Genomic DNA, 11,002 nt, shown 5'->3' on the forward strand with positions numbered 1-11,002 from the left:
GCGCCTGCGCCGCGGGCGCGCTGGCGACCCGGGCGCCCGGCGCCGGTGACTGCGCACCCCGCGCCGAAGCGATCGACGCCGCGCTGCGGGACGCTTTTCCTGACCAAAGCCATTGATGTACTGTCGCTGCGATGACTGCGGTCATGGGAGCCTGCATGCCGGCGACGGCCGCCGCCGACATGGCCCTGGTGCTCTTCGCGATATTCGGAGTTCTGGGATTCGGCTGGCGCAGTTGGCTGCAGTATCGGCGGACCGGCTCGACCGGATTTCGCGGCGTCAGCGCCGGTGGGGTATTGGACCGCCTGGCCGGCGTCGGCTTCGTCGCCGCGCTGGCGGTGGCGGTGAGCGCCCCAATCCTGCAGGAGGCCAAGGTCGTTGAACCCGTCGGCGTGCTGGACGAGGTCTGGATCCAGACCGTCGGCATCGTGGTGGCGACGGTCGGCATCGCGGCGACGGTATACGCGCAACTCGAGATGGGTGATTCCTGGCGGATCGGAGTAGACACCAAGGAGACCACCACACTGGTGCATACCGGCGTGTTCGGCCGGATCCGCAACCCCATCTACACCGCCATGTTCACATTCGGCTTCGGCATCGCTCTGCTGACGCCGAATGTCGTTGCCTTCGCGGGTCTTATCCTGCTCGTCGCCACGATCGAGCTCCAGGTCCGTCGCGTCGAGGAGCCGTACCTGTTGCGGACACACGGCGACGCCTATCGCGCCTACACCGCCGGCGTGGGTCGATTCGTCCCCGGGGTCGGACTGATGCGCTAGCGCGACTCACGACGGACGTCATGGGTGATCGTCAGCCCGTCACCAGTTTCGAGTTCGGCCGCCGACTGCGTCATCACGACGCGACTGCGGCTCGGCGATAACAACACAGACAGATAGTGGTGGGGCGCGCCGGCCGCAAAGGCCAGGCGGTTGAGCCGCAACAAAGCGGCCCCGATCGCCGTCCCGAGCAGGTTCGCGTAGCGCGGCCCGGCGATCTCGGCGGTGATTTCATGCTGCACGCGGTCCAGGTTGACCCCGGCATCCGAGAGCAGTTCGTACAGGGCAGTCCGGGTCAACGCCGGTTCGGTCAACGTGACAGCCAGTTCCTGAGGCAACCAAGCATCGGTCACGATGAGCGGTTCGCCCGTTCTGCGTTGGCGTCGCACCCGCACGATGTGGAGCAGCTCGCCGGAAGTCCCCAACGCCTCGGCGACGGCCCGCGGCGGACGGCGCATGCCGAGCTCCACCATGTCGACCTGGGTCTCGAACTGCGTCTGGCGCAGCCCGTCCATGTAGGAGCCGGCGACCGAGGACGGATCCGATGGACTGTGCTCGCGCACAAAGGAACCCACGCCCTGCCGGCGCTCGATGTATCCCTGTTCGGCCAGGTCCGCGAGCGCGCGGCGGACCGTGATGCGAGAAACCCCGAACTGGTCGCACAGCGCCTGCTCGGTGGGCAACGCTTCGCCGGGGACGATGACGCCGCGGTCGATCTCGTCGTGCAGCACCAGGAACAGCTGCCGATGCAACGGCACCCCGGCCGCGGTGGATACCGGCGCCGCCGTACCGCTGCTCTGGTGCACGCTGGTCAATGCTTCCATACCGCCGCCCTTGCAGGTTTCGATCAGTTGTTATATATATATAACAACTGATCAGCGTGGGGAGAGATCCGATGACCGCCGTGCAGCCAGGGGCCGCCACCGATCCGGCGGGGCCGACGGGACGGTTGGCCACCTGGGTCGCCGGTCTCACGCTGGACGATGTTCCGCAGCACGTTCTCGAGCGGGCAAAGCACCTGCTGCTGGATGGTCTGGGTTGCGCCCTGGTCGGGGCCCAATTGCCGTGGTCGCGCATCGCTACCGAGGCCGTCCTCCGGCTGGAGGGCCCCGGCGACACCGTGGTCGTCGGCACCGGACGCACCGCCGGCGCTCCGGCCGCCGCGGTGCTCAACGGCACGTTCATCCAGGGTTTCGAGCTCGACGACTTCCATCCCCTCGCCCCGTTGCACAGTTGCTCGCTGCTCATTCCGGCACTGCTGTCGACGGTGTCGACGATGCCGCGAACAACTGACCTGACGACCGGCGCCGACCTCCTGCTGGCGGCGATCGCCGGCTTCGAAGTCGGCCCTCGAGTCGGCCATACGCTGCACGGCACCCAAATGCTAGACCGCGGCTGGCACTCGGGTTCGGTCTTCGGCACCCACTCCGCGGCAATGGCGTCAGGCAAGTTGCGTGGGCTGTCGCCGGCGCAACTGGAGGACGCCCTCGGCCTGGCGGGCACCCAGTCGGCGGGGCTGATGGCCGCGCAATACGAGGCCATGAGCAAGCGCATGCACCACGGCCTCGCGGCGCGCAACGGCTTCTATGCCGCGGGCCTCGCCGCGGCCGGCTATACCGGCATCAAACGGGTATTCGAGCGTGAATATGGCGGATTCCTCAGCGTTTTCGGTGCGGGCCACAGCCCGGACGCCTCGCTGCTGACCGGGCAACTCGGGCAGCGATGGGAGACCGCCATCATCATGGTCAAGTCCTACGCCGCCATGGGCGGCCTGCACGGCGCGATCGATGCGGCGAGAAGTCTGCGGACTTCGGTCGATGCCCAGGACATCTCGAAGGTCGACATCACCGTCGGCGAGACCATCTACAAGCACGGTTGGTGGCCGCCGGAGCGGCCGCTCACCCCGATGGGCGCGCAGATGAACATCGCGTACGCGACCGCCGCGGCGCTGCTCGACGGCAACGTGCTGCCCGAGCAGTTCACGCCGGCCCGCCTCGACTCCGATGACATCTGGGCCTTGATCGCGGCGACGACGGTCCACCTCGACGAATCGCTCGCCGACGCCGACGTCACCGAGAAGTTCCGCACCGACGTCGCGGTGACCACGCGGGACGGCGCCCTGCACCGCGCCCGCGTGGCCCTGCCGCACGGCGCGCCCAACGATCCCGTCACCAACGACGAATTGCGGGCAAAGTTCCACGCGCTCGCCGACCGGGTCACCCGCCGCGGGCGCGCCGAAGCGATCGAGCACGCGGTGGTGAATCTCGACGACTTGGATGACGTCGACCAGCTGATAGATCTGCTCGCCGCACCCGTTGCTAGCGCACTGGACTGAAGGGACGGACATGGCCACAACACCGGCCCGCCAGCGGCTCAAAGACTTGCTGGACAACCGCGAACTCATCGTCGCGCCAGGCGTTTTCGACGGCATATCGGCGCAGCTGACCAAACGGACGGGCCACGTCGCGGCGTATCTGACCGGCGCCGGCGTGGCGGCGTCGGGGTTCGGGCTGCCCGACATCGGGCTGGTCACGGCGACCGAAATGGCCGACCGGGTTCGGACGATTGCCGGCGTGTTGGGCGACGTCCCGCTGATCGCCGACGCCGACACCGGTTACGGCACCCCGATGAACGTGGTGCGCACGGTCCGTTCCTATGACGCGGCCGGGGTGGCCGCGATCCAGTTGGAAGACCAAGTGTTTCCCAAGCGTTGCGGTCACCTCCCCGACAAGCAGGTCGTCGACGCCGCGGTGTTCGAACGGACGCTCGCCGCCGCGCTGGACGCCAGGTCCGACGACGACCTCCTGGTGGTGGCGCGCACCGACGCGCGTGCCCCGCTCGGCCTGGACGTCGCGATCGAGCGTGCCAACCGGTACGCGCAGGCGGGCGCCGACGTCATCTTCGTCGAGGCGCCTCAGGAAACGGGTGAAATCGAGCGCATCGCACGCGAAGTGGACGCTCCCTTGCTGATCAACCTGGTGCTCGGCGGCATGACGCCGCTCCAGTCGGCGTCGCGGCTACAGGAGTTGGGTTACGCGATTGCGATCCATCCGAGCAACCTGCTGATCCAGGCGACGTTCGGGATGCTGCAAAGCCTTTGCGAACTCAACGGCACGGACAGCACCGCCCATCTGCCCGCCACGCCCGGCGACTTCTTCAACGTGGTCGGCATGGCGGAGTGGCTGGCGCTCGACGACAAGTACGCACACATCGCGGACCGCTCATGGGTATGACCATCATCGAGAAGATCTTCGCCCGCAAGGCGGGTTTGGCCTCGGTGTCGCCGGGTGACACCGTCGTGGTTGAGGTCGACATGACCGTGCTGATCGACCTGCAGTTCGCCACGATGTGGATACAGCCCAACCGAATCCACGACCCCGACAAGCTCGCGGTCGTCATGGACCACGCAGTGCCGGCCCCGACCATCAAGGACGCCACCGGCGGTGGGCACGCCCGAAAGTTCGTCGGCGACTTCGGCATCGAACGCTTCTATGACGTGGGCCGGCACGGGATCTGCCACCAGGTCATCGCCGAGAACGGGCTGGCACACCCCGGGGAAATTTTGGCCTGCACCGACTCTCACACCTGTGCCGCCGGCGCCTATAACAACGCGGCCCGCGGGCTGGGGCCCGCCGAAGTGTATTCGATCATGTGCACCGGTACGACGTGGTTCCAGGTCGCGCCGACGGTCCGCTATGAACTCGAGGGCGTGAAACCAAACACGGTGAGCGGCAAGGACATCTTCCTGCACATCGCCGCTGAGTACGGCGACGCTCCCAACCTCAACCTGGAGTTCGGCGGGCCCGGCCTGGCCGGCGTCCCGATGCACGATCGGCGCACCATCGCCACCCAGGGCGCCGAGGTGTCGGCCGATTTCAGCACGTTCGAGCCCGACGACGTTTTGACGTCGTTTCTCGACGAGCGCGGCGTCACCGGATACCGTGTTGCGGCAGCGGATCCCGACGCCGAATACCACGACGTCCGGCATATCGACCTGGCCGCCCTGGAACCCTACGTCGCGCGGCCGGGCACCGTGAGCCGCAACGGGTTGCCAGTGTCACGGCTGGAGAAGCAGAAGATCGACCAGGCGTTCATCGGATCGTGCGCGAACGGTCAACTCGAGGATCTCGAGATCGCCGCGGAAGTGCTGCGCGGCAAGACCGTAGCGCCGGGGGTGCGGCTATTGGTCACGCCGGCTTCACAGGCGGTGTACCGGGAGGCCATGCGGCGGGGGCATCTGCAGGACATCGCGGACGCCGGGGCCGTGATCACAAACTCCACCTGCGGCGCGTGTTTCGGCTACCACATGGGAGTGGTGGGGCCCGGGGAGGTGTGCATCACCTCGAGCACCCGCAACTTCACCGGACGCATGGGCAGCACCGAGGCCGAGATCTTCATGGCATCACCGGCGACTGTCGCGGCGTCCGCGATCACCGGTTACATCACCGACCCGAGAAGAGTGACGGCATGACGCTCTCCTTCAGCGGAAAAGTGTGGCTGTTCGGCGACAGCTTGAATACCGACGCCATGTATCCGGCGTTCGCGATGAAGATGGAGCCGGCAGAAGCGGCCAAGCATATCTTCTATGAGGTCCGGCCGGGCTGGACCGACGGGGTGGCGCCGGGCGACATCGTGGTGGCGGGCAAGAACTTCGGGCTGGGTTCGTCGCGACCGGTCGCGGCGCTGTTCGTCGAGCTCGGCATTGCCGGACTCGTCGCCGAGGAGTTCAACTCGCTGTTTTTCCGCAACGCCGTGAATTCGGGACTGCCGGCGATGACCGTCCCCGACGCAACCAGCGTCTTCCACGAAGGCGACACCGGCACCTTCGATCTGAGCGACGGCAGCTGGCGCAACGACACCACCGGGGCTTCGGGCACCGTCCCCAAGCTGCCCGACCTCATCCTCGACATCATCGAAAGCGGCGGCATACTGCCGCGGCTGATGGAGCAGGGGTATCTGCCCAGCCAATTAGGCGACCTGTTGCGGTCACCCGCCGTGGCGATCCGCGGCGCTGGCAGCGGCGCATGATCTCGCTGCTGGGCAGACTCCTGCGCGGAGTTCGCGCGGGCACGCAGCGAAGCCCGTTCGCCGACAGCGGCTTCGACGCGCCCGAATCCATCACCGTCACCAGCACCGCCTTCGCCGACGGCGGCGCGATGCCGCTGTCTAGCGCGGGAACGGGCGTCGGCGACAACGTGTCGCCGCCGCTGCGCTGGGACGGGCTGAGACCCGGGACCCGGCAGCTGGTGCTCGTCATCGATGACGTCGACGTGCCCCTCCTCCGCCCGCTGCTGCACACCATCGCGCTGATGGAACCGACGGTTGGCGGCGTCGACGCGGGTTCGCTGCGGCCGGGAACCGCGGGAATGCGTTTCGTCCGAGCCGACTTGGGTCACCGCGGCTATGCCGGACCCCGCCCGATCCCCGGGCACGGGCCGCACCACTACCGGTTCCATGTGTTCGCGGTCGGCGAACACATCGCCGACACCGTCACCACCGCCAAGGCGCTGCTGGCCGCGATGACCGGACACGTGCTGGCCCGCGGCGCATTGACGGGCACCTACGAACGCTAATCATCTGGGACTTCACGTTCGATCTCGTCGAGCCAAATCCGGGCGGACATGTCCGACGGCGCGCGCCAGTCCCCCCGCGGCGACAGCGAACCGCCATGAGAAACCTTGGGCCCGTTAGGCAGTGCCGAGCGCTTGAACTGGCTGAACGCGTAGAACCGCTGCACGAAAACTCCCAGCCAGTGCCGGATCTCCTTGAGCGAGTACGACGGTCGCTTGCCCTCGGGGAATCCCGGCGGCCAATTGCCCTGCTCGGGGTCGCTCCACGCCTGCCACGCCAAAAACGCGATCTTCGACGGCCGGAACCCGAAGCGCAGCACATAAAACAGCGAAAAGTCTTGCAGGGCGAACGGTCCGACCTGGGCCTCGCTGCTCTGCAGCTCTTCCTCCTCGCCGCTTGGGACGAGCTCCGGCGTGATCTCGGTGTCAAGCACCGACTGCAGCACCTCGCACACTTCCGGTTCGAACTGGTCGGACGAAATCACCCAGCGGATCAGGTGCTGGATCAGCGTCTTGGGGACGCCGCCGTTGACGTTGTAGTGCGACATCTGGTCGCCGACCCCGTACGTCGACCAGCCCAGCCCCAGCTCGGAGAGGTCACCGGTGCCCAGCACGATCCCGCCGCGCTGGTTGGCCAGCCGGAACAGGTAATCCGTGCGCAGGCCGGCCTGGACGTTCTCGAAGGTGACGTCGTAGACCTTCTCGCCGCGCGAAAACGGATGGTCGATCTCCTTGAGCATCAACTGCGCGGTCTCGGTGATGTCGATCTCGGAGAAGGTGACGCCGAGCGCGCGGCACAGCTCGAACGCGTTGCGCTTGGTGCGATCTCCCGTCGCGAAGCCGGGCAGCGTGAACGCCAGGATGTCGCTGCGCGGCCGTCCTTCGCGGTCCATCGCACGCGCGGCGACGATCAGCGCGTGCGTCGAGTCCAGCCCGCCGGAAATGCCGATGACGACCTTCGGGTAGTTCAGCGCCCGCAGCCGCTGCTCGAGCCCCGAGACCTGAATGTTGTAGGCCTCGTAGCAATCCTGTTCCAGGCGTTGCGGATCGGCCGGCACGAACGGGAAGCGCTCGACCTCGCGGCGCAGCCCGATGTCGCCGGCCGGCGGGTTGAGCCGGAATTCGATGCGCCGGAACGACTCCGCCGCCGCCCGGTGGTGGCGCCGGTTGTCGTCGAAGGTGCCCATCCGCAGCCGTTCCGAGCGAAGCAGCTCGAGGTCGACGTCGGCGACGCTGCGTCGCTCCCCTTTGGGGAATCGCTCGGAGGAGGCCAGCAGCACGCCGTTCTCCCAAACCATCGTCTGGCCGTCCCAGGCCAGGTCGGTGGTCGATTCGCCCTCCCCCGCGGCGGCGTAGATGTAGGCGCCCAGGCACCGCGACGACGCCGAGCGCGCCAGCAGGCAGCGGTCCTCGGCGCGGCCGATCGTGATCGGGCTGCCGGATAGGTTGGCCAGCACCGTCGCCCCCGCCAACGCCGCCTCCGCGCTGGGCGGTATCGGCACGAACATGTCCTCGCAGATTTCGATGTGCAACACGAAGTCGGGCAGGTCGGATGCGGCGAAAAGCAGATCGGGGCCGAACGGGGCCTCGATATCGCCGATGCGGATGATGCCGCGCTCGTCGTCCCCCGGTGCCATCTGGCGGCGCTCGTAGAACTCCCGATACGTGGGCAGGTACGACTTGGGCGCGACGCCGAGCACCGCGCCGCGGTGGACGACCACCGCGGTGTTGTAGATGCGATGCCGGTAGCGCAGCGGGGCGCCGACGACCAACACCGGCAAAATGTCGGCCGACGACGCGACGATATCGGCGATGGCGCCTTCGACGTCGTAGAGCAGGAGGTCTTGCAGGATGATGTCCTCGATGGAGTACCCCGAGAGCGTCAGCTCAGGGAAGATGGCCACCGCGACGCCGTCGTCGTGGCATTGGCGCGCCAACCGGAGCACCGACTCGGCGTTGGCCGCCGGATCGCCGATCGTGGTGTGGTGCGTGCAGGCGGCGACGCGGACAAAACCCTGGCGGTAGGCGTTGTAAAAGTCCATGGCCCTCCCATTGTCGCCCGACGGTTGTCAACTCGTCGCCGGCGGGTATCCCCAACGGCATGAGCGATACCGCTGTCGTAGTGGTCGACATGATGAACACGTATCAGCATCCCGACGCTGAAGAACTGATACCCAATGTCGAGAAAATCATCGACCCACTCGCCGACCTCCTCCGCCGCGCGCGTGAGGCCGACGGCGTCGACCTGGTCTACATCAACGACAACTACGGCGATTTCACCGCTCAGTTCTCCGACATCGTCCGATCCGCGCTCGATGGCGCCCGGCCCGATCTGATCAAGCCGATCGTGCCCTCCGAGGATTGCCGCGTGATGACGAAGGTCCGCCACAGCGCCTTTTATGCGACGGCGCTGGCGTATCTGCTCGGTCGCCTGGAAACCAAGCGGTTGATCCTCACCGGGCAGGTCACCGAGCAGTGCATCCTGTATACGGCCCTCGACGCCTACGTGCGCCACTTCCCCGTCGTCATCCCGACCGACGCCGTCGCCCACATCGACGCCGGGCTAAGCAAGGCGGCGCTGAAGATGATGCAGCAGAACATGTCCGCCGAGCTCACCACGGTGGCCGACTGCCTCGGTTAGCAACACCGGCCGCGAGGTTGCGCAGAATGCCGGCTTCATCGGCGTGTCGGCGGACAGACACGCACGCTCGCGCGGGGTGGCTACCCTGGTGCCATGGAATCGCCGGAACTCGTCGCGGTGCTGGCCGGCCGCCGGGTCGCGGTCCTGACCGGTGCCGGGATGTCCACCGACTCGGGCATTCCCGACTACCGGGGCCCCGATTCCCCGCCGAGCAACCCGATGACCATCCGCCAGTTCACCTCGGATCCGGTGTTCCGGCAGCGGTACTGGGCGCGCAACCACGTCGGGTGGCGGCACATGGACGACACCCTGCCCAACGCCGGGCACCGGGCGCTGGCCGCGCTCGAGCGGGCGTCGGTGGTGACCGGGGTGATCACCCAGAACGTCGACCTGCTGCACACCAAGGCCGGCAGCCGAAACGTCGTCAACCTGCACGGCACCTACGCGCGGGTGGTCTGCCTGAGCTGCCGGCACGGCATGAGCCGGGCCGCGCTCGCCGAACGGCTCGAGGCGCTCAACCCCGGATACCCGGGATATAGCGAGCGCGCCGAAGCCGTGGGCGGGCTGGCGGTGGCTCCCGACGCCGACGCAGTCGTCGCCGACACCGCCTCGTTCCGCTACCTCGACTGCCCGCGCTGCGGCGGCATGCTGAAGCCCGACATCGTCTACTTCGGCGAAAGCGTGCCCAAAGACGTTGTGGGAAAGGCGTATTCGCTGGTCGACCCGGCCGAAGCGCTGTTGGTCGCGGGCTCGTCGCTGACGGTGTTCTCCGGCTACCGATTCGTGCGCCACGCCGCGGCGCGCGGCATCCCGATCGCCATCGTCAATCGCGGCCGCACGCGCGGCGACGACCTGGCCACCGTGAAGGTCAACGGCGGGTGCTCGGAGTTGCTGACGCTGATGGCCGGCGAGTTGGGGGCGCTAGCGCCCACGCTTTAGAAGGTGCACGCCATGCTGCGGATGGCGTGAATGAAATTGCCCGGCACGTATGCCGGTTCGCCCGCCTGAATTTCGGGCAGCTGACCCAGCAGTTCGCCGAAGATGGCGCGCAGTTGCGCCCGGGCCACATGGGCGCCGAGGCAGAAGTGCACTCCTCCGCCGCCGAAGCCGACGTGCGGGTTGGGGTTGCGGCTCACGTCGAAACGGTCCGGTTCGTTGAACGCGTCGGTGTCCCAGTTGGCGGACGGATAGAACATCACCACCTTCTCACCCGCCTTGATGGTTTGGCCGCCCAGCTCGACATCCGTTGCCGCCGTGCGGCGGAAGGTCATGACCGGCGTGGCCCAACGGATGAACTCCTCGACCGCCGTGCCGACCCGGTTGTCGAAATCCTCGCGTAGCCAGGCCCGCTGGTCTCCGAAGTCGGTGAGCGCCTTCATCGCGTGGCTGGCGGTCTGACGCGTGGTGTCGTTGCCGGCCACGGCAAGCAAGACGAAGAACGCGGACACGTCGGCGTCGGACAGCCGGTCGCCGTCGACCTCGGCGTTCACCAGGCTGCTCAACAGGTCATCGCCGGGCCGCTCGCGCCGCTCGGCGGCCAGGGTGCCGGCGACCTGGTGGAGGTACATCTGGTTCTCGACCAACACCTCCAGCGGGTTGCGGCCGGCGAGGTAGATGGGGTCGGCCCAGGACACGAGCGCGTCGGCGGCGTGGGCCACGTGCTGGCGCTCGGACTCCGGAATCCCCACCATGTCCGACAGCGTGCGGATGGGCAGTTGCTTGGCGCAGTGGTCCACGAAATCGGCACCGCTGCCCGCGGCGCGCAGCTCTTCGACGATGGCCTTGGCGTTGGACTTGATCGAGTCCTCGACGCGGCGGACCTGCCTCGGGGTGAAGGCGGCGCTGACGACCTTGCGCAGCTTGGTGTGCCGCGGCGGGTCCATCGCCAGGAAGGACTGCGAGGCTTCCAGCAGCTCCATGTCGCCGGGGGTGAGGCCCGCGAGCTGGATCGCCCGGGTGATCGCGTGTCCGGCTCGCTCGCCGTTGGGATCCGGCGCCACCATGTGGAAGCCGTCCGAGGT

General features: G+C 67.6%; 11 protein-coding genes and 1 pseudogene. 9 read left to right on the forward strand and 3 right to left on the reverse strand.

The window, feature by feature from the left end; all coding sequences use genetic code 11:
- Positions 1 to 116: pseudogene (locus JWP83_RS14350) on the forward strand (ribokinase); the annotation flags it as partial.
- Positions 117 to 131: 15 nt separating this feature from the next.
- Entirely contained in the window at positions 132 to 773 is a 642-nt protein-coding gene (locus tag JWP83_RS14355) for an isoprenylcysteine carboxylmethyltransferase family protein (RefSeq protein ID WP_297730955.1), read from the forward strand.
- Here JWP83_RS14355 and JWP83_RS14360 read toward each other — a convergent pair.
- Complete coding sequence (locus JWP83_RS14360; protein ID WP_297730957.1) at positions 770 to 1,594, reverse strand: GntR family transcriptional regulator; 825 nt, start codon at positions 1,592 to 1,594, stop codon at positions 770 to 772. The two genes, JWP83_RS14355 and JWP83_RS14360, sit on opposite strands and share 4 nt — an antisense overlap.
- Positions 1,595 to 1,665: 71 nt before the next feature.
- On the opposite strand from JWP83_RS14360, the gene JWP83_RS14365 reads away from it, so the two are divergent.
- From JWP83_RS14365 to JWP83_RS14385, 5 genes are read left to right on the forward strand one after another with little or no spacing between them, the layout of a single operon-like run.
- Positions 1,666 to 3,105, forward strand: a complete 1,440-nt coding sequence (locus tag JWP83_RS14365) for an MmgE/PrpD family protein (RefSeq protein ID WP_297730960.1) — start codon at positions 1,666 to 1,668, stop codon at positions 3,103 to 3,105.
- Positions 3,106 to 3,115: 10 nt separating this feature from the next.
- A complete protein-coding gene (locus JWP83_RS14370; RefSeq protein ID WP_297730962.1) occupies positions 3,116 to 4,003 on the forward strand; it encodes an isocitrate lyase/PEP mutase family protein in 888 nt (295 codons plus the stop codon).
- Positions 3,994 to 5,241, forward strand: coding sequence for an aconitase/3-isopropylmalate dehydratase large subunit family protein (locus JWP83_RS14375; RefSeq protein ID WP_297730964.1), 1,248 nt, complete (start codon positions 3,994 to 3,996; stop codon positions 5,239 to 5,241). The genes JWP83_RS14370 and JWP83_RS14375 overlap by 10 nt, the downstream gene beginning before the upstream one ends.
- Positions 5,238 to 5,798, forward strand: a complete 561-nt coding sequence (locus JWP83_RS14380) for a 3-isopropylmalate dehydratase (protein WP_297730966.1) — start codon at positions 5,238 to 5,240, stop codon at positions 5,796 to 5,798. The genes JWP83_RS14375 and JWP83_RS14380 overlap by 4 nt, the downstream gene beginning before the upstream one ends.
- Positions 5,795 to 6,343, forward strand: coding sequence for a YbhB/YbcL family Raf kinase inhibitor-like protein (locus JWP83_RS14385; RefSeq protein ID WP_297730968.1), 549 nt, complete (start codon positions 5,795 to 5,797; stop codon positions 6,341 to 6,343). Before JWP83_RS14380 ends, JWP83_RS14385 begins: the two co-directional genes overlap by 4 nt.
- Here JWP83_RS14385 and JWP83_RS14390 read toward each other — a convergent pair.
- The gene (locus JWP83_RS14390; RefSeq protein WP_297730971.1) at positions 6,340 to 8,382 is read right to left on the reverse strand and encodes an NAD(+) synthase; all 2,043 of its coding nucleotides are present in this window, start codon (positions 8,380 to 8,382) and stop codon (positions 6,340 to 6,342) included. The two genes, JWP83_RS14385 and JWP83_RS14390, sit on opposite strands and share 4 nt — an antisense overlap.
- Before the next feature lie 59 nt (positions 8,383 to 8,441).
- Here JWP83_RS14390 and JWP83_RS14395 point away from each other — a divergent pair, with 59 nt between their 5' ends.
- Together JWP83_RS14395 and JWP83_RS14400 are read left to right on the forward strand one after the other, a co-directional pair.
- Entirely contained in the window at positions 8,442 to 8,981 is a 540-nt protein-coding gene (locus JWP83_RS14395; RefSeq protein ID WP_297730973.1) for a cysteine hydrolase family protein, read from the forward strand.
- Positions 8,982 to 9,074: 93 nt separating this feature from the next.
- The gene (locus tag JWP83_RS14400; protein ID WP_297730975.1) at positions 9,075 to 9,920 is read left to right on the forward strand and encodes an NAD-dependent deacetylase; all 846 of its coding nucleotides are present in this window, start codon (positions 9,075 to 9,077) and stop codon (positions 9,918 to 9,920) included.
- Here the strand turns inward: JWP83_RS14400 and JWP83_RS14405 are convergent.
- Positions 9,917 to 11,002: cytochrome P450 (locus JWP83_RS14405; RefSeq protein ID WP_297730977.1), on the reverse strand; the 1,086-nt coding region annotated here is incomplete at its 5' end. The genes JWP83_RS14400 and JWP83_RS14405 overlap by 4 nt on opposite strands.

This window comes from Mycobacterium sp. (genome assembly GCF_025965855.1).
Classification (GTDB): domain Bacteria; phylum Actinomycetota; class Actinomycetes; order Mycobacteriales; family Mycobacteriaceae; genus Mycobacterium.

Excerpts from the sequence above, each read along its gene's own strand:
- JWP83_RS14355 (WP_297730955.1), top strand. The coding sequence starts at position 132 with ATGACTGCGGTCATGGGAGCCTGCATGCCGGCGACGGCCGCCGCCGAC.
- JWP83_RS14360 (WP_297730957.1), bottom strand. The coding sequence starts at position 1,594 with ATGGAAGCATTGACCAGCGTGCACCAGAGCAGCGGTACGGCGGCGCCG.
- JWP83_RS14365 (WP_297730960.1), top strand. The coding sequence starts at position 1,666 with ATGACCGCCGTGCAGCCAGGGGCCGCCACCGATCCGGCGGGGCCGACG.
- JWP83_RS14370 (WP_297730962.1), top strand. The coding sequence starts at position 3,116 with ATGGCCACAACACCGGCCCGCCAGCGGCTCAAAGACTTGCTGGACAAC.
- JWP83_RS14375 (WP_297730964.1), top strand. The coding sequence starts at position 3,994 with ATGGGTATGACCATCATCGAGAAGATCTTCGCCCGCAAGGCGGGTTTG.
- JWP83_RS14380 (WP_297730966.1), top strand. The coding sequence starts at position 5,238 with ATGACGCTCTCCTTCAGCGGAAAAGTGTGGCTGTTCGGCGACAGCTTG.
- JWP83_RS14385 (WP_297730968.1), top strand. The coding sequence starts at position 5,795 with ATGATCTCGCTGCTGGGCAGACTCCTGCGCGGAGTTCGCGCGGGCACG.
- JWP83_RS14390 (WP_297730971.1), bottom strand. The coding sequence starts at position 8,382 with ATGGACTTTTACAACGCCTACCGCCAGGGTTTTGTCCGCGTCGCCGCC.
- JWP83_RS14395 (WP_297730973.1), top strand. The coding sequence starts at position 8,442 with ATGAGCGATACCGCTGTCGTAGTGGTCGACATGATGAACACGTATCAG.
- JWP83_RS14400 (WP_297730975.1), top strand. The coding sequence starts at position 9,075 with ATGGAATCGCCGGAACTCGTCGCGGTGCTGGCCGGCCGCCGGGTCGCG.